A 23308-nucleotide genomic window follows, 5' to 3' on the forward strand; every position below is an offset into this window, starting at 1 on the left:
TCTACATTGAGCGGCTTTGGCGGACGCTGAAGCGGGACTATGTTTACCTGAACCCGGCAAAGGATGGATGGGAGCTGTATCAGGGGGTGAAGAGCTTCTTCAGTTTCTACAACCATGAGAAGCACCACCAGGGAATCTGCAGGTGTATTCCAGTTGAGGTTTATGAGCAAGAAGCTGCCTGAATGGGACAGTGTACAAGTAAAGAATCAACTTAGAAACAGCACAGTGTGGTCCTGCAAAGAGTGAGTACTATAGGCCTCCTATATGAAAGAACACCTAAGCCCTGAAGACTATCATCTGTGGCTAAATATGGGGGATTACAGTTATTACCGTTAGAGCCTCTAACAGTAAGAAGTTTTGTAAATATATTTTTATCTATACAGCCCCTATCACACAAATCATGAGAAAGCTACTCTTATTGCCGGTCCTGTTCTTCTTGATACTCACCTCCTGTAAAGAAGATGATGGGGATCCGGCACCGAGTAACACCGTAAACGACCAGATAAAGGGTACATGGGTTACCACTAACCAAAGCTATAAGTACTATGATGCATCCGGCCAGGAGGTGTATGAGGAACGAGACGACACTAATACGGTCTTCAGCTTTGACGGATCAAAGGTAACCTCAACCTATGATACTGGAGGCGGTATGTCCGGCACCTACACTATTACTCAAAATGATGGCAAGAGCTTCATCAATTTGACAGAGGACAGCCAAACCAAGCAAATGGAGATACTATCCATTGGTAGCTCAGCGATGATATGGACTAGTGAGGAAGACAATGCACAGTACTTTGATAACGGGCTGAAGACTGCAGACCATGCCGTGATTACCATTGACTTCAAGAAATAGTAAGAAATCATCTTACTATTTTAACCAATATCCTGTGATTGCGCCAATAATCACTTGGGGGGAATATAGTTTAAACTGTGTCATCTTTCCCCCTTTTGTAAAGTTTCGCTTCAAGTCCAGTTGCATTCTTTCCCCGAACCAGATGGCGAGCTGCTGGGCTGTCTGGCTCCAGTTCCTCAGCGGCATGACCCACTTCTCGCTGATGTTCTGTTGGGCCAGATAAATCAGTTTCAGCAGGGCCATATCCGAGGGGAAAGCCCCCATAGCCGTTAGGCTAAGGGGGCCTATGTGAAGTTCTCAAGCTGTTGGTTTCCTTTTTAAGAGTTTTGCAGTAGAAACTACTTTACCTGTTATTTTCTACTATGGTACCATTCCCCCTTAGCCGCGTAAAAACCAGTCATGCCTAAGACAGCTTGAGCCACTTCTTTGATGCCAATACCCTGGAGAAAAGAGCCAGAGATACGGGCTTTATCAAGCGCACCAGCAAACTGGGCGCTTTAGACTTCCTGCGGCTCTGCCTTTTGGGCACCTACAAGGCCTGCTCTAAAAGCCTCACTCAGCTTTGCACGCTGCTGCAGGAAAAAGCAGGGTGTGTTTAAGCAAGTAGTCGCTGGATGCACGCTTCTGCCCCGGTGCAGCGGCTTTCCTGAAAGCGTGCATCGCCCAGCTGCTTGATTTGCAACTGGGCTGGAACAGGAGCTCCCTTACTAGAATGGCCGCTAAGTTCAGCCGGGTGCGCCTGGCCGACAGCACCACCATCACACTGCCCGAGCAGCTTGCCGCTCATTACAGAGGTTCAGGAGGCTCGGCCTCCGGCGCTGCCATCAAGCTCTTTTATGAGTACGACTGCCAGTGCGGCGCGCTGCTCTCCCTGCAGGTAGCGCAGGGTGTAAAGGCATACCAGCGTTTTAACAGTGCCTTGGGCATAGGAGCAAGTGAGTTAAGTATAATAGATAATATTACGATAAATCTTATATGAGACATTGAAAGAACAAAAGCGGCGTCAGAAAGGCTTATAGAGTATGCAAAGTCTCTATAGTAACCGATCTAACCACCGCTTCATGCTCAGCTTAACGTCTTTGACAGAGGCGGAGTTTTCTTTGTTGTTGCTTCACTTTGATGCGCTCTGGCAGGAGTATCATCGGTGCTTCGACTTGGTTGGCAAAAGCCGCCGCATTGAGAAGTTCTCCGAGCACAGTTCCATGAGCCTGAAGGGGAGCCCAGATAAGCTTTTCTTCCTTTTGATGTACCTGAAGCAAAATCCCACCCAGGAGTATCAGGCATTCGCCTTCTCGATGAGCCAGGGCAAAGTGAGCCAGTGGCTAAAGGTGCTTCTGCCGCTTGTGGAGCGGGCCTTGGAGCGGATAAAGCTCCTGCCGGCCCGTACGGCAGAGCGGCTCTGCCTGCGCCTGCTGGCAGGGCAGGTGCTGTACATGGATGCCACCGAACGCGCTATACCGCGTTCAGCGGACTATGAGCGGCAAAGGCACGAGTACAGCGGCAAGAAATGCGCCCACACGGTCAAGAACCTGCTCCTCAGCGATGAAGGCGGCAGGGTGCTCTACCTGAGCGCCACAGTGGAGGGGAGCCTGCGCGACAAAGCGCTGGCCGATGAGGCCGGGTTGGTCTTCCGCCCCGGGCAAGGCCTGCTGCTGGACCTGGGCTTTATGGGCTACCAGCCGGAGGGGGCACAGGTTTGCCTGCCCGTCAAGAAGGCACGCAACAGGGAACTCACCGACTACGACAAACTCTACAACCGCTTGCTGGCAAGCCTGCGAGTAAAGGTCGAGCACGTGGTGGCGGGCGTGAAAAGGGTGAGAATTGCCAAAGAAAAGGTAAGGCTCCACGGTGAGCAAGTGAGAGACAAGGTAATCTCTATTGCCTGTGGACTCCATAACCTGAGAAATGACTATAGAAATTTATCATAATAAGCTTTAATGGTTCTGGACTTTTACCAGATGGACTTCCTCTGCAAGGTGCATCAGGCAAAAGCTTTCTTTATCTCCCGCCTGCGTAGCGGGATCTGTCTTTTCAACAGGGTTAGCAGCTTTGCTTCCATAAGCTAGTCAAGCGTTTTCCGCCGCACTTCCAGTTCATTAGGTGACAGAACACCGGAGGAGTGGATGCAAAACAATATAGCAGAACCTGAATTCTATACTTTTCACATGTTCTAAAAATGGGAGGAGCTCAAGACTCAAGCTTTATAAAAGGAAAGGCTGCCCAATAAAAGGGAAGTCTTTCTATATTGTCAATAATTGCACTTTACATATAAATTATATAGTGCAACAACCTCTGATAACATTAGCAGGAGTGTCGGTTCTGTGCTTCTGGCTACGCCTACCCTCTTTCTTGATGGCTTCCACAGGGTAGAATAATAATTAATAAAATAATATATATTGAATATCTGGTTCTTCATCCTATCTTCATGTTCCTGTCAGATATTTGGAAGGTAAATATAAACAAACACTTAAATATCTCTCCTATGAAAACTTCATCCTTATTACTAATTGCTTCCCTGTCACTTGGCATGCTTGCCTGCGGGGAGGAAGAGACCGCAGCGCCGCAGCCGCAGGTTGGCCTCAGCTTTAGCACCGTTACAGCAGCAGCCCCCGTGAACGGAAGGATAGCATCCACCAATAGCCTGTCCTTCAGCTCCGGCACCATCACTCTGAGTGAGATTCAGTTCGAGGCAGAGGGCGACGCTGACTCCCTGGAGGTGGAATTTGAGCTGGAGCAGGACGTGCAGATAGATTTTGCCACCGGCGCCACCACTCCTGACATCAGTGCCGTTGCTTTCCGCCCGGGAACCTATGAGGAGATAGAGGTGGAGATGGAGCTTCAGGATAAAGGCAGCCAGCCCGCCATTGTGCTAAACGGAACATTCACTGACGCGCTGGGGCAGGCCCACCCGGTTCGCTTCGAGTTCAATTCATCTGAGAGCTTTGAGGTGGAGAGAGAGGGCACTGTCACCTTTGAAGAGGGGCAGAGCGTGGTGGCCCAGGTGACATTTAACCCCGTTGCCTGGTTTGCCGGTGTCTCCTCAGAAGAGCTCTTAACGGCAACAAAGAACGAGCAGGGTGTTATTGTCATCAGCTCGACCCACAACACCGATATCTTTGAGGAGGTGGCCGATGGCCTAGACCTGGCAACGGAGGTGGAAATAGAGGATTAATCCAGCAGTCATATTCTTAACCTACATTTGTAAATTTCATGAAATTAAATTCTCCCGTTAAGCATTCCGCCATTTTAGTGGCAGGTTTACTTCTTCTCTCTTCCTGTGAGACAGAAGAGGTAGAGCGCACCAGCGCAAACGTCGCTGTTGAGGCAACTGCCTCCCCTCTTACTGCCGCTGAAAGCCAGCAGGGTCGGATTGTACTGACAGACTTTCGGATAAATATAAAGGAGGTGGAGTTTGAGTTTGACAAAGCCGACGCCAGGTCTGCCACAGACGTTGCCGTCAAAGACGTCAAACTTAAAGGCCCCTTTGAGCTTGACCTGCTTAGCCCAAACGGCTCGCTGAGTGCGATAGCCGCGACTGTGGTGTTGCCCAATGCCGTTTATGAGCAGGTGGGATTCAAGACCCACAAGGGCACCAGCGGCGTCATGCTCGACAAAGCCGTGCTGATGGCCGGCACGCTAGACGGTGTACCATTTGAGTTCTGGCATGACATGGACGAGGAGTTTGACGTGGATTTCGAAGATGCCAACCAGGACCTGGTTGTGGACGGCCATGACCAGGCGCTGACCATAGACTACAAGATAAGCACCCTCCTGAGTGCCGCATCAGGAGTTGACCTGACTGCGGCCAGGGACGGCAACGGTGACGGCAAGATAGAGATCAGCCCGAAGGATGCGGACGGTAACCAGGAACTGGCAAAGGACCTGAGGGACAGCCTACGCAGCGCCATCAAGCTGATGGATGATAAATAGATAAAACAGAGCTATGAGTAAGGAAGGCTCCTCGGGATGAGGAGCCTTCCTTACTTTATAATACTCAGAAGCTGCGCCGCTAACGGCTATGGTATGCAGTAAAAAGAAAAGGGTAGCCACCGACTACCCTATCATCCTGATAAAAACCAAACGTGAACTAGTGACTTTGATTCAAAGCCATTAGCCATGCACAAAGGTGCTAGCCCTGCTTTGTATTTAGCAAAATAATTCAACTATATTTTAACTATGCTACAAATTACCCAATATAATTCAATTTAATGCATTAAAAACAAAGTATTGGCATCAGTCATTTGTAGAAGGAGCATGTTATACGCAACAGGCAGGAAAATGAGCTCAATGCACCTAGGGAGGCGCAAGGTGTATGAAGTGTGCAACCTGAAGAAAAGTGTACTGAAATGATGCGTTTGCGGCATGCTATATACGGGCCGCATAAGGCTTCTTGTGCGTGAACTAATAACTGAAATCACGTTGGGTTTATCTGAATATTTATATTATTGCATGCGCTTTATGTACAAAATACCAGTTATGGAAATGATTTGTTATAACTTGTTTCAATTTGAAGAAGTAGGGAGGGCCGCCCTTATATTCTTAAGACTTGGATTTATCTGATATGAGCGAACTAACCACAGTAGTTCAGTAGCATGCTGTTTCAAGGATTAAGGTAAAAAAGTATCAACTTTTTTCAGGAAGAGGCAAATACACCTAAGGCTTCTACAACCGAAAAAGGAGGCATTCAGCACCTGGCTATTTAACTCCATGCCAGTATGATTTGGCCACCAACTAATATGCTGTAAAGGAATGACACACAATTAAAAATACTTTTTTACTAAGGATACATAATCCATGGTTGTAAAGGGTTTATATATGTGGTCGGTAATATCAACGTAAGTCTTTATTTTTACCAAATCGTAGAAGCTGGCTGAGGAAGTCAACCCAAATATATGCTTTGCTTTGTATTTTGGTTCTAGGTTTTTATAGATTTCTAAAAACTCAAACCCATTCATTTCCGGCATTTGAATATCCAGTAAAATAAGGTCTAGCGGTAAAGTGATATTTTCAATCTGATGGAAATAATCCAAGGCATCCTGGCCACTGGTAACCGCATCAACGTGCGTACTTACATTGGCATTCAGGATGTTGCGCTTATTTACAAGATTAGTAGTCTCGTCATCATCTATTAATAATACGCGGTGCAATAATTCCATTTGGTCAACTTTATATGTTTAGAAAAAAAGACTATTGATAGAGGAGTACCCAAGATAGGCTTTTTAACCCGGGATATAACTAAACAGATTTTTGAGAAGCGAATAAAACCTCTTTCATTTTATCTACGTGACCCTGAATGGCTTCCGCTTTTTCATGGTAACCTTTAGCCATTGTAGAAAGTCCTTTACGGGCGTGGTCGTTTTCCATCTTCATAAACAGGTTGCGCCGTTCTTCCATAATGCGCAAAGCTATCCAGAGTGTCGCCTCAAATACTTCATATTGTTTAATAACCAAATCTTTTTCGGAGTAGGAATGGCCGATATGGCAGCGGTAGCGGTCCATTTTGGCCTGGCCTTCGCCACTGGCATCTATACCCCAAAGCCCGCCGCCGCAATCGGGGCAGGCATAAATACTTTTCTCCCCCAATTGTTTCACGTTGTCATAATCCACCACTACCCGTTCCGCAATTTCCGATTCTATTATAACATCCGGGGGCGCTGGAATTTCTTCGGGGCTGGTTTGGGTAATGCCTAAAATTACCTCTCCCATACTGGCCAGGGAAATGCAGTAATTCACTTCCATATTATTCAGTACCGACAAGGGCATATCCGGGTACTCGGCTTCGTTAGGGTCCTGCACCATACACGTGCCGCCGCTTCTTTTAATAGCCAGCATACCGGTGGTACCGTCATCGAGCAAACCGGTTAAGACTACCCCAATGGCCCGGTTACTGTACGCCGCTGCCGCCGAACGAAACAACACGTCTATGGATGGCCGCCACCGGTTTTCTTCCGGACCATGACCCAGAACGATAGTCTCTTTTTTTACCAGTAAGTGAAGGTTAGGCGATGCGACATAGATATGGCCTTTTTTTATGGGTGCGCCATCAGTAGCTACTTCACAAGGTAAAGTGGTACGCTGTTTTAAATTATGCACTAAAAAATCACCGATACTGGTGTGGGATAAATGCATGACAATAAAAATTGCGGCGTCCAAATCGGGCTGCAATTGTGCGACAAATTCAGATAGTGCATTCAGGCCCCCTGCCGAAGCACCTACCACAATAACAAATTCAGGCTTATCCATGTGAATAGAGTCTATATACTATAAGGGAAACTATATACGCCAATACTTCAGTTCCGGCAAAAATGAACTAAATACTTATTTTACGCTTTTTGTTAACATAAGCAAAAATTACATTCTTTATAAATTTTTGAATATGTGGTTTAAAAGTGTCAGATTTTAAACTTATTACCAGCGGTTACTTTACATGGAGCAAAACAAAATCTGAGTCTAATTATAACTATTATATCCAGTACATTTACGTATAAGTACAGGCGATACAGGAGTATATTTTTACTGCTTTTGAATTAACTGCCAGTTCTTCCCCTTCAAGATACGTTTCTTGAATTTCCGGTTCACTCTTTTCAAAGAAAACAATGGTCACGTCAGATCCCCAATATGTCATTGCAATAGGAGCTTCTGCCGGTGGCGTAGAAGAAATATATTCCTTTTTTGATCATACGCCTTTAGATAGCGCAGCGTACGTGATTATTCAGCACTTTCCCCCGGATTTTAAAAGCCGGATGGTAGAACTGCTGGCGCGACACAGTAAACTGAAGGTGAAAGAGTCAGAAGACGGAATGCCGGTAAAAAGAAATGAAGTTTACCTGGTTCCGAACGATAAGTTTATGACCATCCGGGACAATACCTTGTATTTAACGGATAAAAAAAATGTAGCCGGTCCCCATCATACTGTTAATGCCTTTTTTGATTCGCTGGCGGCTGATTGCGGACGGAAAGCAATTGGGGTAATTCTATCTGGCTTAGGTTCCGATGGCACCACAGGGGTAAAAGCCATAAAAAATGCCGGCGGGCTGGTTATCGTGCGCGACCCGGACACTACCTCTTTTAATAGCATGCCCGTAAATGCGATTGCCACCGGAATAGTAGATTATATATTAGAACCTGCTCAAATTCCGGGTTTTATTTTAGATTATACCCAGCAAGAAGCAGGCTTAACTGCTGATAATACCACTGATTTAAAAAATTTAGATGCTATTGTCACTTTAATTAAAGAAAACTCTCCCCTTGATTTTTCGGACTACAAGCAAACTACTATTTTAAGAAGAACGGAACGCCGGGCAAAGTATAATAATATTAACGACCTGGGCAATTACCTGTATTTTCTGAAAGCAAATCCGTCTGAGATAGAAAGCCTGGCCCAGGAGTTCCTTATAAGCGTTACTGCATTTTTCAGGGATAAAGAGGCTTTTAAAAATATCCAGGAAAATATAATTCCCAATATATTGGCAAGCCTGGCTCCGGGCGAGGAGTTAAGAATGTGGGTGGCCGGTTGCGCCACCGGCGAGGAAGCCTATAGCCTGGCTATTCTTATTTGTGAACAGTTAGCGAAAAAAGACAAGGCCCTGGGGGTAAAAATATTTGCGACCGACATTGATACAATAGCTTTAAAACAAGCCGGTAAAGGAATTTACGCAGCCAATATTGCCAAGGATGTTTCGCCGGAACGCCTGGATAAGTATTTTATAAAAGAGGAGAAACACTACAGGGTCAAACCGGAAATTCGTAAAATGGTCATTTTTGCCCAACACGATTTGGTGAAAAACCCACCGTATTGCAACATGCATTTAATTAGCTGCCGGAACCTGCTGATTTACATGACGCCGGCCCTGCAAAAGAAAATATATGCCGTGTTACTGTTCGGGCTTAAGAAAGAAGGTTACTTATTTTTGGGAACCAGCGAAAACCCACTGCCCATTATTGATGATTTGAAAGTCATTGATAAAAAATTTAAACTGTACCGCAGCCTAAAGAATATCCGGGCATTGCGGTTTGAAGCGTTCTCATTGCCGGAACTGAAACATAAACCCCTTGTTGCCTTACCGGAAGATCCTTCCCAAAATGCATTGCACAGCTTGCCGGAAGCGGTGAATGCGGCGCTGATCAGGGAGCTGGATTACCTGGCAATTTGCATTGATGAAAAATACCAGGTGGTAAAAACCTACGGTGATACCACAAAATTTCTACTGCAGAAAAACTTCAACTCCAATTTAACCGAGCTTTTGCCACCGCCACTGGCCGTAGCCTTTAATACGCTATTTGCGAATGCTGTAACGGCAGATGAAAAATTGTCGGTTACGGGTATAAAGATAAAGCAGCAGGATGCCACTATCAGTATCCGATTATCGATTAGCCGTTTGCCTCTTAAAAAAAGAACGCCAACCCTCTACCTGGTAATGTTCAAAGAAGAAAACGTAGAAGCCCCGGTTGGGCTAAACTCCCTGGTGTTTGATGAAAAATTGTATCACGGTGAATATACCCTGAACCTGGAGAAAGAAGTAAGGGAACTAAAGGACAAGCTACAGGCAACCTATCTGCAACTTGATGCCACCAATGAAAATATGCAGTCTTTTAACGAAGAATTGCTTTCGGCCAATGAAGAGATGCAGAGCACCAACGAGGAAATGCAATCGGTGAACGAGGAACTGCACACCATAAACGCAGATTACCAATTAAAGAACAAAGAACTGCTGGAATTAAACGACGATTTAGACAACTATTTTCGCAGTAATATTAACGGGCAGTTGTTTGTTAACAAAGATTTATTGTTGATGAAATTCTCGCCGGGCACCGTGAAGCACATCAACCTGGTGACAACGGATATTGGCCGGCCTTTAAGCAATATTTCCACTAATATAAAATTTGAGACATTAATAGAAGACATCAAGCAAGTATTGGACAAGGGCAGCATCATCACAAAAGAAATGGAAGCTATTAATGGCCGGTGGTACCAGATTATGACCATGCCTTACCTGCAACAACCCCATGATAAGATTAATGGCGCCATTATAACGTTTAATGATATTACCGAACTAAAAAAAACCCAACTGGAACTAAGCAAAAGAAACCGAATTTTACAACGCATAAACGCTGATCTGGATACTTTTGTGTACACGGCTTCGCACGATTTGTTAGGCCCGCTCAACAACATTGAAGGTAGTATCGGCTTAATGAATTCGCTAGAAGTAGCCGATCCGCAATTGAAACAGTATTTAGAGATAATAAATGCATCCATTCAAAAATTCCGTTCCCTCATAACCGAAATTGCGACCGTGGCAAAAGTGGAAAGCGATATGACCACCCAGGAAAATGTTGATTTATCGGAAGTTATTGATAACATTGAATGGAGTCTGGTGGATAAAATCAAAGCTTCACAAGCAATTATTATCCGGGAATTAAACGTAAAATATATTCTGTTCTCCAAAAAAAACTTACGCAGTATTATTTACAACCTTATTTCTAACGCCATAAAATTTAAAAACAACCACCCACCGGTTATTCATATTCAAACGAAACAGGAAGGCGATTCTGTTATTTTATCGGTGCAGGATAATGGAATGGGGATATCAGAGCATAACCAGGAACAAATCTTTAAGAAATATGAACGAATTAACCACGATGTGGAAGGCCAGGGGATTGGGTTGTTCCTGGCTAAAAAGATAGTAGATGCTACCGGTGGTGATATCAAGGTAGAAAGTGAATTAGGGCAAGGCAGTACGTTTACTATCTACTTTAAGACCGAATCGCCCTCTTTAAGTTAGGCAAACATACAGTCTATCAATTAAGCTGTTTTTCACCATTAAATCAGTAAGACGAATTTATCAAGGGCACGCCCTGGCCGTCTCCCAAGTACTCTAAAAGAGGAAAAGAGTTTGTCCCGCTTACTTGTCTTGTATTTTAAAGTCTATGTTTGATTTGTGAGACGGCAAAATGTGAATGGTTAGTGGATGTAGCGACTGCTGAAGACAAGGCTTTTCTATCTCCTATGATTTCCACGTTTTATAAGAAGAGTTTGTCAACCTATTTCTGTACAATTTCATTTTAAGTGGCTAAAAAATAAGCTCTTGAGAAAAGCTTTTCAAGTTCGCTCTGAATTAGTTTAAGCGCCTGGACGCGTTTTTCAACCTGCTTTAACCCAATCCGTCTGCTTTTTTCATTGCTTTCCTTTATCTCGTTTTTCTTGTACTCTTCTGCTTTAGTTACCATGTTCCAGATAATGACGGCCAGCTTTCTTGCTGTTGCCGTGATGGCGGCTATCCTCCCTTTCTTGAAGGCTATTCTTTTGAAAAACGGGGTGAGTTCATGCTCCTTCTGGTTGCCAATGGAGTTGGCCGCCTGGCCAAGAGCTATCGCCAAGTAAGACTTACCTGACGGTGTGCGGCTGCTGATAATACGCCCGCCGCTTACCTTGTTGTTTGGGACCAGGCGCAGCTAACTGGCGAAGCTCTTGGCGGTTGGGAACCTGTGCAGATCTTTTCCCATCGTCGTCAGCAGGCAAAGGACAGTGCCGTAGCTGATCCCGGAGATAGCGAGAAGGTCAGTCTTGAAGTACTGGTAGGCTATCCTGGGGACATTGAACTCAGGAGCATTTTTACTGCTCTTTTTCTTGCTTTGCCTCATGGACTTCTCTTCAAGTTCAGATATTGAGGTCTGCGGCGCATGCTTCATCAGGGAACGCTCGATCTTCTGGTCACACTCCTTGAAGGCTTCTTCATAGAGCCTGTAGAAGTGCAGGCAAGACTTCAATTCAAACAGCAGCACTTCCCGCCAGGAGCCATGGAGCGCCTCGGCTATCTGCTGTTTGGTCTTTTTCATCCTCACATCCACCAGCGAGGCAAGGTGCTGCGGGACCCCACGTCTATACCGGCGGCGTGTGGGTTGACGATTTGAAGTGGCCGAGAGCTTCTTTAAGAAGATGAAAACAGAAATGGTGTACCACCACAAGTTTGCTACCATAGCAGAGGCAAAGCTGGCCGTCTTCGAGTACATCGAAAGCTTCTATAACAGGAAAAGGAGGCATTCAGCACTGGGTTATCTGACGCCATGCCAGTATGAAGAATCGTTATACCAGCAAAGTGTGGCTGCTTAAGAAAAAGTCTCCAGTAAAATGTAGCAATTCTAGTATGGAGTGAGCCTGTAAGTTAGGTGAAGTAGGAATGTGTTGGCTTCCTGCTTCTCAATAATATTTTTGGTTGTGAGAAGGGCTTTACTACAAATCTGAAAGAATGGCATACCTTATTACCAGTAGATCTGAAGTTGCATGTGCCGCCATTTATTAAGCAGCACTGGTCCTATTACTATTAAATAAACAGGGTCTTTTTCAGGCGTCCTAAAATAATTAACCGCGGACTGTTGCTTTAGTCTGCGTTACCATCTTCCTTTGCTGCATGAAAGCAATGGGTGCATCTTGTTTGAAGAAGCTTTACGTGCTGCTCGCTGTGCTCCTGTGCAGCGTGCTGACCCTAGCTGTGCCTGTTGTTTCCCAGGCAGCATCTCCAGACATCGTGGCGTCTACACTTCAAGTGGATGCGGACAATGAATCGCCTTTCCAGCTGACAGCCGGAGACGTAAGCCCCGGTGACGCTGAGGCTGTCCTGCAGCTGGACAAGTCGCCTTTGAGCCAGGTTTTTCAGAACCTGCTTCAGCAGAAGTACCCGGAACAAGCCGACGCTCCTGCTGTTCCATCCTTTTACTCCTTCTCCAGAAGGGATTGCGGGTTATATACCATCCTCACCAAAGGACCCTAGTCCTAAACCCCTGCTATTTCTTTCCCTTCAGCGGATTCCGCTTCTCAGCCATCTTAAGTAAAAGAACAGGCTGGTCCTCTTTTCTATTGTTTGTATTGCCTTTGGGATTACCTGTATGGAGCTACTCCAGCACCTGGTTGATTTTGTGCTTCATGTTGATGTTCACCTGGTAGACCTGTTGCGGGAGTACCGGAGCTGGATCTACTTTATCCTTTTCCTGATCATCTTCTGTGAGACGGGGCTGGTTGTCACTCCTTTCCTGCCGGGGGATTCCCTGCTCTTTGCGCTAGGCGCACTGGCAGCTATACCGGCTTCAGGGCTGAGTGTGCTGCTGCTCCTGTTTTTGCTTTCCACAGCGGCCGTGCTGGGGGATTCATTTAATTACTACACAGGCAGCAAGCTTGGGGGCAGGCTCTACGACAAGGATTACTGGTTCCTGAGGCAGGCGCACCTGCAGCAGGCGGAAAGGTTCTACGCGCGCTACGGCGGGCGAACCCTTATCTATGCCCGCTTTATACCCATTGTGCGCACGTTCGCTCCCTTTGTAGCAGGCATGGGCAAGATGAACTATACCCGCTTCCTGTATTTCAACGTGGTGGGAGCCCTGCTGTGGGTGGTATTCTTCATCCTGATCGGGTATGTGTTTGGCAACCTGCCGACGGTTAAGCGAAACTTCTCCCTGCTCGTGCTGGGCATCATCGTCGTGTCGCTGCTGCCGCCAGTCGTCACTATCCTGAGGCAGCGCCTCCACCAGGTAAAAAAACCTTAGAATAAAGTCAGTAGAGGAAATCCAGGACTTAGCAACCCATCATCACGTTCTTAAACACCACCGTTGAAAAGCCGCAAAAATAGAACCATTTTAAGTAGCCTGCTGCTGTGGGTTGCCCTGCTGTGTGCCTGCGGCTTTCTCAAGGCGGAACAGCTCCTGACAACCGCTCCCGGCTTTCCTTCCGGTAACTCCATTGAGCAGCTTTCGGGTGAAGTGGCGGGTGATCCGGTAGCTTGGCTGGAGCGGTCGGTGCCGCCGGGTGCCGCCGCTTCGGCGGACCAGGCCCTGCCGCTTCTCCTGCTGGTGTACGGTCTGCTCTATTGTTCCTTCAGGCGCCCAGGCCCGAAGCCCGCGAAGGCCAAACATGGCTTTGCCTCTCTCGCTGCGCAGTTCCGGATACTGCCCAACGCCCCCTAGCCTTTCTTTTGTTTGATGCACCTGCACCTGCTGCGGGTAGTTTCCTTACCCGCGGTTATGCCGCCTGTAAGGCCGTTGTTTTGCCTGCCCCGGGGCAGGTACTACCTCATTGTGTCATTTCTAAAAGAATTAAGAATGTCTAAGAATCTATTTGCGACAAAGTCTGTCGAAAAACTTATCAAAGAATCCGAGAGCGGGGAGCACGGCTTAAAGCGCACCCTCACGGCCTCCAACCTGACCATGCTGGGCGTTGGGGCTATCATAGGCGCAGGCATCTTTGTCTTAACGGGCACGGCTGCCGCCAACGCAGCGGGCCCTGCGATTGTGATATCTTTTCTGATTGCCGGCCTGGGCTGCCTTTTTGCTGGCCTGTGTTATGCGGAGTTTGCCTCCATGATACCGATTGCCGGCAGCGCCTACACCTACGGCTACGCCACACTGGGGGAGTTTATTGCCTGGATTATCGGCTGGGACCTGATTCTGGAGTACCTGTTCGGGGCTGCCACGGTGGCAGTGGGATGGAGCGGTAACTTCGTGAGCCTGCTCAAATCCCTTGGCATCACCATCCCTGCTGCTATCGCCTCCGCCCCGCTCGCTTACAATGGTTCTTCCTTTGAGGCTACCGGTGCCATCATCAACCTGCCCGCCATCGTGCTTATCCTGGTGATGACGGCCCTGCTGGTCGTGGGTATCCAGGAATCTGCTAAGTTCAACAACATCATCGTTATTGTGAAGGTGGCCATTGTCCTGCTGGTCATCGGCTTCGGGTTTCAGTACGTGGACTCTGCTAACTGGGAGCCCTTTATTCCGGCGAAGGAGATACTCTCGGACGGAAGCACCCGCTACGGGTGGCAGGGTGTGGTCGCCGGCGCGGCTATCGTGTTCTTCTCTTACATCGGCTTTGACGCGGTGAGCACGGCTGCCCAGGAAGCAAAGAATCCACAGCGCGACATGCCCATCGGGATGCTGGCATCTTTAGGCGTTTGTACGCTGCTTTATGTGCTGATGTCGCTGGTGCTGACGGGCCTCGTGCCTTTTCAAACACTCAATGTGCCGGACCCGGTGCTGGTTGCCCTGCAGGCAGCCGGACCCGGTCTGAAGTGGCTCTACTTCCTGACAGGGGTGGGCGCCGTGGCTGGCCTAGCCTCCGTGGTGCTGGTGATGCTGATGGGGCAGCCGCGCATCTTCTATGCCATGAGCCGTGACGGCCTTTTGCCGGCCTTTTTCGGAAAGGTGCACCCCAGGTACAACACCCCCTATGTCACGACTATTTTGACAGGAGTGGTCGCCGCCATGGTGGCCGGCATATTCCCGATTGGCCTGCTGGGTGAGCTGGTGAGCATCGGTACGCTGCTGGCGTTTGTGATTGTCTGTGCCGGCATTATCGTGCTGCGCCGCACAAGCCCGGATCTGCAACGCCCCTTCAGAACGCCTTTTGTACCGCTCATCCCCATCCTGGGCATCCTCATCTGTGGGTATATGATGGTGAACCTGGGCGCAGACACCTGGCTGCGCCTGATTATCTGGATGGCGGTTGGTATCGCTATTTACTTCTTATACGGGCGCCGGCACAGTAAGCTTCGGACCACACCTTTAGAGGACAAGCCAAGCGAGAAGGTGGTTGCCTAAATTCCTTTGGCACCTATAGAACATCCCTTTCCCAACTGGCAAAGGGAGAAAGGCTATCGCTATGACCATTTCATACGCTTTCCTTTTCCGGCGGGTGGAAAGAAACTTTTAAATCCATAGAAACAAAATAAGATAATCTGATCATGCAGCTTATAGACTACCTCGTATTCCTGGTCTACTTTATCATCGTGTCCGGGTACGGCATTTACATATACAGAAAGCACAAGACTCAAGAGGCCGACTCAAAGGATTACTTTCTGGCAGAGGGTTCTTTGACCTGGTGGGCGATAGGCGCTTCGCTTATTGCCTCCAACATCTCGGCCGAGCAGTTCATCGGCATGTCCGGCTCGGGCTTTGCCATGGGGCTGGCCGTCTCCGCTTACGAGTGGATGGCGGCCCTCACGCTGGTGCTGGTAGCGGTATTCTTCATACCAATCTACCTGAAGAACAACATTTACACCATGCCCCAGTTCCTCTCGCAGCGCTACAACACCACAGTCAGTACCATCATGGCCGTGTTCTGGCTGCTGGTGTATGTGTTCGTGAACCTGACCTCCATCCTCTACCTTGGGGCGCTGGCAATCGAGACCATCTCCGGCATTGACTTCACCTATTGCGTGTACGGCCTTGCCATCTTCTCCATCATCATCACGCTGGGTGGAATGAAGGTGATTGGCTATACAGACGTTTTCCAGGTGTTCGTGCTCATCTGCGGAGGGCTTGCCACGACGTACCTGGCGCTGGACCTGGTGGCCGAGCAGTACGGAGGTTCAGGCGTTATAGATGGTTTGGTCGTTATGAAGCGGGAAGCCTCTTCGCATTTCCACATGATCCTCAACGAAGGGCAGCTGACAATCCCGGACGGGATGGGCGGCACGCGCGATGCGTATATGGACCTGCCCGGACTCTCTGTGCTGATGGGCGGGCTGTGGATCACGAACCTGAGTTATTGGGGGGCGAACCAGTACATTGTGCAGCGCGCCCTGGGTGCTGACCTGAGGACTGCCCGCAGTGGACTGCTCTTTGCCGCCTTCCTGAAAATGCTGATGCCGATCATCGTGGTGCTGCCGGGCATCGCTGCCTATGTGCTCTACCAGAAGGGTCTTTTCCAGCAGGAGATGGCCAACGGGCTGGGACATGTAAAGCCGGACCACGCGTACCCTGTCCTGCTGAACCTGCTGCCAAACGGCCTGAGGGGGCTGTCTTTCGCGGCACTGACTGCCGCCATCGTCGCTTCGCTGGCAGGCAAGGCCAACAGCATCGCCACCATCTTCACCCTGGATATCTACCAGAAGTTCTTCAGCCCGAAAGCCACAGAGGAAAGGCTGGTTGTTGTCGGTAAGGTTACCGTGGTGGCGGCTTCTTTGATAGGTGTGGTGGTCGCGCCCTCCCTGCGGAACCTGGACCAGGGCTTCCAGTACATACAGGAGTACACCGGTTTTATCTCCCCTGGGGTGCTGGCCATTTTCCTGCTGGGTTTCTTCTGGAAGCCCACCACCGCGCTGGCAGCCACGGTAGCGGCCGTGCTGACCATCCCCCTTTCTACTTTCCTTAAGTTCCAGTTTCCCAGCATCCCGTTCCTGGACAGGATGAGCATTGTCTTCCTGGTGCTGGTGGAGCTGATGGTGCTCCTGACGCTGCTTGACCCGAAGAGCAGGAACAACCCGGATGGACTGGACATCGAGAAGTCCATGTTCAAACCCTCGGCGGGCTTTGTGGCCGGCTCTATCCTCATCTGCGGCATGCTGTCGGCACTCTACATTGTGTTCTGGTAAAGCGTAAGGAAGCAACCGGTAGCTTTCTCAACCCAAACTGTCCATGAAGAGTTGAATCCTTCAGAAATATTTTCAAACATTTATAAAACCAAAATGGATATTACCTCAGTTATCATAGGTCTTATTTCCCTGGCACTATTCGCGGTGCCGGTCATGCTCATTCAAAGAAAGCAAAAACAGCAAAAACAGAAACAGCTGCAGCATTTCTTAGATATAGCGCAACAGCAGCAGCTAACGATAACGCAGCATGACCTGTGGAACCATCACTTCGCCATCGGCATCGACACAGAACAGAGCATCCTGCTTTTCCTAAAGAAGCGGGCCGAAGGGGAAGGCATGCTTCTCCTTCATTTATCAGAAGTGGCAGCGTGCAGGGTCAACAACGTGAACAGGGAAGTGGCAGGGAACAGGGTGATTGACCTCATTGAACTGCGCTTCACGTTCCAGGTGTCAGGGCTGCGGGAGCAAGCGGTGGAATTCTATAACCGGGAGGAGAGCATGTCCCTTAACGAGGAGCTCCTGCTCGCCGAAAAATGGAGGGACATCGTAAGCACCCATCTGCAGAACCCGCAACCACAGCGGAGCAACACGGCTTACAAAGGTGGCTCTGCCGCTTTCGTCTAGCCTTTCGCATGAAACGTATTGCCTGATGAAAATCCGGTCTTTCTACTTTGCTTCAGCACCGGGCTTAATGGTTTGGGTCGATAAGTTCCATACCGTTAAGACCGGTGCTGGCTCAGTCTGTATGCAGGTTCTTATGCGCTTTATAAACTGCCTGCCTCAGGTTAGAGCATTTTATACACTTTAAAACGGCTATAAGGTAACCGTAAAATTACCTTACATCAGTTACACTTTACCTACATTAACCTTGAGTAGCATACCTAGTTCAAAAGCCAGGGCAGTCACATCTGCTGGCTTGCTCATAGCCCTTGGCATCATCTACGGTGACATCGGCACTTCGCCGCTTTATGTGATGAAGGCCATTATCGGGGAGGCTCCTATCAGCAGGATACTTGTGTTCGGGGGCATCTCCTGTGTTTTCTGGACCCTGACCTTGCAGACCACCTTTAAGTATGTGGTGCTTACCCTGCAGGCGGATAACAGGGGGGAAGGGGGCATCTTCTCGCTTTATACCCTCATCCGGCGCAGGGCCACCTGGCTCATCATTCCCGCTATGGCTGGTGGCGCGGCCCTATTGGCTGACGGGATTATCACCCCGCCTATCTCGGTCTCGTCGGCGGTGGAGGGGCTGCGGCTTCTGTATCCCGATTTAGCCACCGTGCCGATTGTGATTGCCATCCTGACCGGGATTTTCCTGCTGCAGAGCGTTGGCACCGAGATAGTAGGCAAGGCCTTCGGCCCCGTCATGTTCCTGTGGTTTGCCATGCTTGGCTCTTTGGGAGCGGCCATGCTGGTACACCACCCGGAGATACTGTACGCGCTGAGCCCCTATTATGCTTATAGCCTCCTGGTGGAGTACCCGGGCGGTTTCTGGCTACTGGGTGCTGTGTTTCTTTGCACCACGGGCGCGGAGGCGCTCTACTCTGACCTGGGCCACTGCGGCAAGTCCAACATCCGCGTAAGCTGGGTCTTTGTGAAAACGGCACTCGTGCTGAACTACCTGGGGCAGGGGGCATGGCTGATGACGCAGGAAGGGAAGTACCTGGAGACGAACCCTTTTTATGGGATTATGCCGAAATCGTTCCTGCTCACCGGCATCGGCCTGGCCACTGTCGCCGCCATTATCGCCAGCCAGGCGCTCATCAGCGGCTCCTTCACGCTCATCAGTGAGGCGACGCGGCTGAACCTGTGGCCGAAGGTGCGCATCAACTACCCCACCCTCCACAAAGGGCAGCTCTATGTGCCCAGCATCAACTGGCTGCTGTGGCTGGGGTGTGTCGGCGTGGTGCTGTATTTCCGGGAGTCAGCCAACATGGAGGCGGCCTATGGGCTGGCCATTACGCTGGCCATGCTTTCCACCACCATCCTGCTGAGTTACTATCTCCTGGTAAAGACGGGGTCCAGGATGGCCTCTTTCTTGTTCCTGGGCCTGTACCTGCTCATCGAGGGGGCGTTCCTGGTGGCCAACCTGATCAAGTTCCCCCATGGCGGCTGGGTGTCGCTGCTCATCGGGGGGGCGCTGCTCATGGTGATGTATATCTGGATCAGGGCCTTTCACATCAAGCGCAGGCTGGCTGATGATGTGCGCCTGAAAGGCTACCTGCCGGCGCTCCGGGAACTCAGCATGGACGAGACAATCCCCAAGTATGCCACGCACCTGGTGTTCATGACAGGGGCGGCCAGTCCCAAGGAGATAGAGTCAAAAGTGATTTACTCCATTTTCCAGAAAAGGCCCAAGCGGGCGGACATCTACTGGTTTGTGCATGTGGACACCACCGATGAGCCCTTCACCATGGAGTACAAGGTGCGCATCATTGCCCCGGATGACGTGATCCGCGTTGACTTCAGGCTTGGGTTCCGGGTGGAGCAGCGCATCAACCTCTTCTTCCGCAAGGTGGTGGAGGAAATGGTCCGGAAGGGAGAGGTGGACATCACCAGCCGCTATGCTTCCCTGAGCAAGTTCAACTTCATCGGAGACTTCCGTTTTGTGGTGCTGGAGAAGTTCCTCTCCTATGAAAACGACCTTCCCTTCGCAGAGGAGCGGATCATGGAGTGGTATTTCTTCATGAAGCAGTTCACCCTGTCGGAGGCCAAGTGGTTCGGGCTTGACACCAGCTCGGTGAAAGTGGAGAAAGTGCCGCTGGTGATAAAGCCTGTGGCGGTTTCAGAGCTAAAGCGCATCTCCTAAGGGTGGCAGCCGCTGGGTCGTAGCCAGGCTGCTCCTGCTGTTTCAGGACCTGCCGCTGCCTTATACCTTCGGAAAGGGGAATTCTGAGAGGAAGTGATGGGGTATACTATATGCAACAGTACTGGCTGACTCTTAAACAGCATACTCCGAAAAACTGATGCAAGCTGTTTAGAATGGGTTAAGAAAGGACCTTTTCATCAGGTGCCGCCTCAGGCTTTTTGTTCTGCTTTCTGATGAACCACCAGTACATCGGGATGCCGGTGAGCATCAGCACCATGCCCATCGCTGCCTCACGCGGACGAACAAGAATGGTGTTAAAGAACAGCGCGGCGCAGAAAAGCACCATGACGGCAGGCACGATGGGATATCCCCATACCTTGTAGGGGCGGTGAGCATCCGGCATCTTCCACCTCAGGATGAAGACACCCAGGGTGGTGGCACCGTAGAAGATGAACACCGCGAAGATAATCATGTCCGTCAGCTGGTCAAACGTGCCGGAGAGCACCAGCAGGCAGGCCCAGACACATTGGTACAGCAGGGAGTTGGCCGGTGCCTGCGCCTGGTTCAGCGCGGCGGCTTTCGGGAAGAACATGCCTTCGCGTGCCATGGCAAAATAGGTGCGGCAACTTGCCAGGATGGTGGCGTTGGTGCAGCCCAGGGTGGTAACCAGGATAAGGGCGGAGATAAACACGGCGCCACCATACCCCCAGAAACTCCTGATGGCCTCCACGGCCGCAATCTGGTTCCCCGCCTGATGGACCTGTTCCAGAACTGCTACAGGAAGGAGGGAAAGATACGTCATGTTGACCAGCAGGTAAACGGCGACAACAGTGAACACGCCGATGGTGATGCCGCGGGGTATGTTACGGTGGGCATCCTTGATCTCCCCTCCAACGTAGCCGATGGCGGCCCAGCCCTGGTAGGCCCAGAACGCCGACAGCATGGCAGCGAAAACAGCGCTGAACGTTATGGGGGCAGCGGAGGTGGTAGCCAGTTCGAAGTTCCTTCCTATCTCTGCCTGCGGGTTGCCGAGTCCGAAGAAAACGATAACGCCAATGCCCGTGAATACCAGTAGCAGGATAGCGGTGCTGAGTCCCGCCCCGGATTTAATACCGCGCATGTTCACCCACGTCAGCACCACAATCAGGAGAATGGCGGTCAGCTTGACGCTGAAGTCAGCGAAGGGGGAGAACACCCCCCCGATGGAGACGTCAGCCAGGGAGCCTAAAAGCTGCGGCAAGGGCAGTATGCTGTGGAGAGACTGCGCAAAAACATAGGCCAGGGAAGATATGGCGGCGGTTTGGATAACGGTGAAAAGGGACCACCCGAAGAAAAAGGCGAAGAAGCGGTTGTATATCTTCTTGTAGTAAGCGTACTCCCCGCCGGTGTCCGCCAAAAGGCCTGCCACCTCTGCATTACTCAGTGCGCCAAAGAGCGTGATGATGCCTCCCAGCGCCCAGCAGATAAGCACCCATCCCGGGGAATGCAGCTCCGCCGCCATAGGCGCCACTTTTTTGTACACACCGGAACCGATGATGTTTCCGATGACAACCACAAGGACCAGGCGCAAGCCAAGGGTGCGGTTGAGTTGGCTGTTATTATCCATACAGGTTTTCTTTTACTGGGTGCTTTGCGGCGAGCGTAAAACAGCATCTAATGTATGCCGGAATCCGGTGATATCATACAACCACGCCAGAAGAAATAAAGCCTGTCACATCTCCTGTATGTTGCTGACATAACTCCCGTTAGGGTAGTGCACATCCGGGAAGGTCCGGAGGTAGGAAACAGGCTGGCGTGGGCCTGTTATTTTATTTTCCGTCTAGCTGTTTCTTTAGGCACAAGCCCCTATATTTACCGGTTATTTATTGCCTCTATTCAAACAATAAGGCCAGTTCGAATGCTGCTGTTGAAAGAACTTTCAATTCGTCGGGCTCCTGGCTGTAGTACGCCTTTATAACATTTGCATGCAAGAAACATCCGTACAGGAACTCCCTCTTATCACCAACGATGCTGTTGTGCTGGGCATACTGGTTCTCATTCTGGCCCTGGTTTTCAGCACCTCGTCCAGCAGCCGTCCCTTCTTCAGGAAATTTTACGCCGTGGTGCCTTCGGTGCTGCTGTGCTACCTGATTCCCAGTTTGCTCAACTCATTCGGCGTCATATCAGGGGAGCAGTCAGGCCTTTACCAGATGGCTTCGCGTTACCTCCTCCCCGCCAGCCTGGTGCTGTTCACCATCAGCTTGGACCTGAAGGAGATATGGAAACTGCGCCAGATGGCGGGCCTCATGTTCATAACAGGCACTGTCGGCATCATGATCGGCGGCCCGCTGGCAGTGCTGCTGGTGTCTTCTTTTGCCCCTGAACTGGTAGGGGGAGAGGGTCCTTATGCCGTGTGGCGCGGGCTATCCACCATAGCCGGGAGCTGGATCGGAGGCGGGGCGAACCAATTGGCTATGTTCGAAGTATTCAAGCCGGCCCCGAACCTGTTTTCCGCTGTGATAGCCGTGGATGTGATTGTGGCAAATATCTGGATGGCGGTGCTGCTGTACGGTGCAGGCAACAGTGAGCGGGTGGACAGGTTCTTCCGGGCTGACAGCACGGCGGTCAATGAGCTGAAGGAACGGATCGAGGAGCACCGGCTCAGTATCATGCGTATTCCCAACATGGCCGACACGATGGCGGTGGTAGGCGTGGGCCTGGGTATAACGGGTGTCTCTCACTTTCTTTCAGACCTGATTGCGCCCTGGGTGGCACTCCACGCCCCTTACCTGGATAAGTTCAGCCTTACCTCCGGCTTTTTCTGGCTGGTCGTGCTGGCCACCACCTTTGGGATGCTGCTCTCTTTTACCAAGGTACGGAATTTAGAGGGAGTGGGCGCTACCCGGATCGGGAGTGTGTTCCTCTACATTCTGGTGGCCACCATTGGCATGCAGATGGACATCACCGCTATCGTCAGCCAGCCCGGGTTGTTCCTGGTTGGCTTTATCTGGATCACGGTTCACATGCTGCTGCTGTTGCTAGTGGGCAAGCTAGTCAAGGCCCCTTTCTTTTTCCTGGCAGTAGGAAGCCAGGCAAATGTGGGAGGGGCGGCATCAGCACCCATCGTGGCCGCGGCTTTCCATCCGGCCCTGGCCCCGGTAGGGGTGCTGCTCGCCATCCTGGGCTATGCGCTCGGCACCTACGGCGGGTACCTGTCGACCCTTATGATGCAGGCGGTAGCTCCATAGACATGCTGCGTGAAGAGGATGCTTGCAATGCGGCTTTGAATTCATTTTGAAGCGTGCCTTC

At 50.2% G+C, this 23308-nt stretch carries 21 protein-coding genes and 2 pseudogenes; 16 read left to right on the forward strand and 7 right to left on the reverse strand.

What is annotated here, in order from left to right; translation table 11 throughout:
• Together E1919_RS19020 and E1919_RS19025 are read left to right on the forward strand one after the other, a co-directional pair.
• Positions 1–182 (forward strand): annotated as a pseudogene (locus E1919_RS19020) (integrase core domain-containing protein); the annotation flags it as partial.
• 218 nt (positions 183–400) lie between these two features.
• A complete protein-coding gene (locus tag E1919_RS19025) occupies positions 401–853 on the forward strand; it encodes a hypothetical protein (RefSeq protein WP_162055009.1) in 453 nt (150 codons plus the stop codon).
• Between the two features lie 111 nt (positions 854–964).
• On the opposite strand, the pseudogene E1919_RS28275 reads toward E1919_RS19025, so the two are convergent.
• Positions 965–1114, reverse strand: a pseudogene (locus E1919_RS28275) (IS256 family transposase); the annotation flags it as partial.
• A 152-nt stretch (positions 1115–1266) separates the two neighbouring features.
• Between E1919_RS28275 and E1919_RS19035 the strand changes: the two are divergent.
• From E1919_RS19035 to E1919_RS19055, 5 genes are all read left to right on the forward strand, one after another.
• Positions 1267–1452, forward strand: a complete 186-nt coding sequence (locus E1919_RS19035) for a hypothetical protein (RefSeq protein ID WP_162055010.1) — start codon at positions 1267–1269, stop codon at positions 1450–1452.
• Between the two features lie 113 nt (positions 1453–1565).
• The gene (locus E1919_RS19040) at positions 1566–1832 is read left to right on the forward strand and encodes a hypothetical protein (RefSeq protein ID WP_162055011.1); all 267 of its coding nucleotides are present in this window, start codon (positions 1566–1568) and stop codon (positions 1830–1832) included.
• A 43-nt stretch (positions 1833–1875) separates the two neighbouring features.
• Positions 1876–2781, forward strand: coding sequence for a transposase family protein (locus E1919_RS19045; RefSeq protein WP_162055012.1), 906 nt, complete (start codon positions 1876–1878; stop codon positions 2779–2781).
• Between the two features lie 554 nt (positions 2782–3335).
• The gene (locus E1919_RS19050; protein WP_162055013.1) at positions 3336–4025 is read left to right on the forward strand and encodes a hypothetical protein; all 690 of its coding nucleotides are present in this window, start codon (positions 3336–3338) and stop codon (positions 4023–4025) included.
• Between the two features lie 38 nt (positions 4026–4063).
• Positions 4064–4783: a hypothetical protein gene (locus E1919_RS19055; protein WP_162055014.1), complete on the forward strand. Its 720-nt coding sequence runs from the start codon at positions 4064–4066 to the stop codon at positions 4781–4783.
• 830 nt (positions 4784–5613) lie between these two features.
• On the opposite strand, the gene E1919_RS19060 is transcribed toward E1919_RS19055, so the two are convergent.
• Together E1919_RS19060 and E1919_RS19065 are read right to left on the reverse strand one after the other, a co-directional pair.
• Positions 5614–6009, reverse strand: a complete 396-nt coding sequence (locus tag E1919_RS19060; RefSeq protein WP_162055015.1) for a response regulator — start codon at positions 6007–6009, stop codon at positions 5614–5616.
• 79 nt (positions 6010–6088) lie between these two features.
• A complete protein-coding gene (locus E1919_RS19065; protein ID WP_162055016.1) occupies positions 6089–7096 on the reverse strand; it encodes a chemotaxis protein CheB in 1008 nt (335 codons plus the stop codon).
• A gap of 353 nt (positions 7097–7449) precedes the next feature.
• Between E1919_RS19065 and E1919_RS19070 the strand changes: the two genes are divergently transcribed.
• Positions 7450–10635 (forward strand): chemotaxis protein CheB, encoded by a 3186-nt coding sequence (locus E1919_RS19070; protein WP_162055017.1) that lies wholly within the window; start codon positions 7450–7452, stop codon positions 10633–10635.
• Positions 10636–10915: 280 nt separating this feature from the next.
• Here the strand turns inward: E1919_RS19070 and E1919_RS19075 are convergent, their stop codons facing one another.
• Positions 10916–11230, reverse strand: a complete 315-nt coding sequence (locus E1919_RS19075) for a hypothetical protein (protein ID WP_162055018.1) — start codon at positions 11228–11230, stop codon at positions 10916–10918.
• A gap of 75 nt (positions 11231–11305) precedes the next feature.
• Positions 11306–11689, reverse strand: coding sequence for an IS110 family transposase (locus E1919_RS19080; RefSeq protein ID WP_162055019.1), 384 nt, complete (start codon positions 11687–11689; stop codon positions 11306–11308).
• Positions 11690–11765: 76 nt separating this feature from the next.
• Between E1919_RS19080 and E1919_RS19085 the strand changes: the two genes are divergently transcribed.
• From E1919_RS19085 to E1919_RS19095, 3 genes are all read left to right on the forward strand, one after another.
• Positions 11766–11963: an IS3 family transposase gene (locus E1919_RS19085; RefSeq protein ID WP_262888736.1), complete on the forward strand. Its 198-nt coding sequence runs from the start codon at positions 11766–11768 to the stop codon at positions 11961–11963.
• Positions 11964–12270: 307 nt separating this feature from the next.
• Positions 12271–12621 carry a hypothetical protein gene (locus tag E1919_RS19090; RefSeq protein ID WP_162055021.1) on the forward strand — a complete coding sequence of 117 codons (351 nt, stop codon included), beginning with the start codon at positions 12271–12273 and terminating at the stop codon, positions 12619–12621.
• A 115-nt stretch (positions 12622–12736) separates the two neighbouring features.
• Positions 12737–13390: a DedA family protein gene (locus E1919_RS19095; protein ID WP_162055022.1), complete on the forward strand. Its 654-nt coding sequence runs from the start codon at positions 12737–12739 to the stop codon at positions 13388–13390.
• 90 nt (positions 13391–13480) lie between these two features.
• On the opposite strand, the gene E1919_RS19100 is transcribed toward E1919_RS19095, so the two are convergent.
• Positions 13481–13828 carry a hypothetical protein gene (locus E1919_RS19100; RefSeq protein WP_162055023.1) on the reverse strand — a complete coding sequence of 116 codons (348 nt, stop codon included), beginning with the start codon at positions 13826–13828 and terminating at the stop codon, positions 13481–13483.
• 114 nt (positions 13829–13942) lie between these two features.
• On the opposite strand from E1919_RS19100, the gene E1919_RS19105 reads away from it, so the two are divergent.
• The 4 genes from E1919_RS19105 to E1919_RS19120 all read left to right on the forward strand — a co-directional run bounded on the left by E1919_RS19105 (position 13943) and on the right by E1919_RS19120 (position 20020).
• Positions 13943–15436, forward strand: a complete 1494-nt coding sequence (locus tag E1919_RS19105; protein ID WP_162055024.1) for an amino acid permease — start codon at positions 13943–13945, stop codon at positions 15434–15436.
• A 143-nt stretch (positions 15437–15579) separates the two neighbouring features.
• Positions 15580–17211 carry a sodium/sugar symporter gene (locus E1919_RS19110; protein WP_202915941.1) on the forward strand — a complete coding sequence of 544 codons (1632 nt, stop codon included), beginning with the start codon at positions 15580–15582 and terminating at the stop codon, positions 17209–17211.
• Positions 17212–17304: 93 nt separating this feature from the next.
• Positions 17305–17835 (forward strand): hypothetical protein, encoded by a 531-nt coding sequence (locus tag E1919_RS19115; RefSeq protein ID WP_162055025.1) that lies wholly within the window; start codon positions 17305–17307, stop codon positions 17833–17835.
• 244 nt (positions 17836–18079) lie between these two features.
• Positions 18080–20020 carry a KUP/HAK/KT family potassium transporter gene (locus tag E1919_RS19120; RefSeq protein WP_262888737.1) on the forward strand — a complete coding sequence of 647 codons (1941 nt, stop codon included), beginning with the start codon at positions 18080–18082 and terminating at the stop codon, positions 20018–20020.
• A 178-nt stretch (positions 20021–20198) separates the two neighbouring features.
• On the opposite strand, the gene E1919_RS19125 is transcribed toward E1919_RS19120, so the two are convergent.
• Entirely contained in the window at positions 20199–21626 is a 1428-nt protein-coding gene (locus tag E1919_RS19125; RefSeq protein ID WP_162055026.1) for an APC family permease, read from the reverse strand.
• 358 nt (positions 21627–21984) lie between these two features.
• Here E1919_RS19125 and E1919_RS19130 point away from each other — a divergent pair, with 358 nt between their 5' ends.
• Positions 21985–23247 (forward strand): DUF819 family protein, encoded by a 1263-nt coding sequence (locus E1919_RS19130; RefSeq protein WP_162055027.1) that lies wholly within the window; start codon positions 21985–21987, stop codon positions 23245–23247.
• Positions 23248–23308 lie beyond the last annotated feature (61 nt).

Origin of the sequence: Pontibacter pamirensis (genome assembly GCF_010015475.1) — a bacterium.
Taxonomy (GTDB): domain Bacteria; phylum Bacteroidota; class Bacteroidia; order Cytophagales; family Hymenobacteraceae; genus Pontibacter; species Pontibacter pamirensis.

Coding starts and splice junctions, on each gene's coding strand:
- E1919_RS19025 (WP_162055009.1), top strand. CDS start 401: ATGAGAAAGCTACTCTTATTGCCGGTCCTGTTCTTCTTGATACTCACC.
- E1919_RS19040 (WP_162055011.1), top strand. CDS start 1,566: ATGGCCGCTAAGTTCAGCCGGGTGCGCCTGGCCGACAGCACCACCATC.
- E1919_RS19045 (WP_162055012.1), top strand. CDS start 1,876: ATGCAAAGTCTCTATAGTAACCGATCTAACCACCGCTTCATGCTCAGC.
- E1919_RS19050 (WP_162055013.1), top strand. CDS start 3,336: ATGAAAACTTCATCCTTATTACTAATTGCTTCCCTGTCACTTGGCATG.
- E1919_RS19055 (WP_162055014.1), top strand. CDS start 4,064: ATGAAATTAAATTCTCCCGTTAAGCATTCCGCCATTTTAGTGGCAGGT.
- E1919_RS19060 (WP_162055015.1), bottom strand. CDS start 6,009: ATGGAATTATTGCACCGCGTATTATTAATAGATGATGACGAGACTACT.
- E1919_RS19065 (WP_162055016.1), bottom strand. CDS start 7,096: ATGGATAAGCCTGAATTTGTTATTGTGGTAGGTGCTTCGGCAGGGGGC.
- E1919_RS19070 (WP_162055017.1), top strand. CDS start 7,450: ATGGTCACGTCAGATCCCCAATATGTCATTGCAATAGGAGCTTCTGCC.
- E1919_RS19080 (WP_162055019.1), bottom strand. CDS start 11,689: ATGAAAAAGACCAAACAGCAGATAGCCGAGGCGCTCCATGGCTCCTGG.
- E1919_RS19090 (WP_162055021.1), top strand. CDS start 12,271: ATGGGTGCATCTTGTTTGAAGAAGCTTTACGTGCTGCTCGCTGTGCTC.
- E1919_RS19095 (WP_162055022.1), top strand. CDS start 12,737: ATGGAGCTACTCCAGCACCTGGTTGATTTTGTGCTTCATGTTGATGTT.
- E1919_RS19105 (WP_162055024.1), top strand. CDS start 13,943: ATGTCTAAGAATCTATTTGCGACAAAGTCTGTCGAAAAACTTATCAAA.
- E1919_RS19110 (WP_202915941.1), top strand. CDS start 15,580: ATGCAGCTTATAGACTACCTCGTATTCCTGGTCTACTTTATCATCGTG.
- E1919_RS19115 (WP_162055025.1), top strand. CDS start 17,305: ATGGATATTACCTCAGTTATCATAGGTCTTATTTCCCTGGCACTATTC.
- E1919_RS19125 (WP_162055026.1), bottom strand. CDS start 21,626: ATGGATAATAACAGCCAACTCAACCGCACCCTTGGCTTGCGCCTGGTC.
- E1919_RS19130 (WP_162055027.1), top strand. CDS start 21,985: ATGCAAGAAACATCCGTACAGGAACTCCCTCTTATCACCAACGATGCT.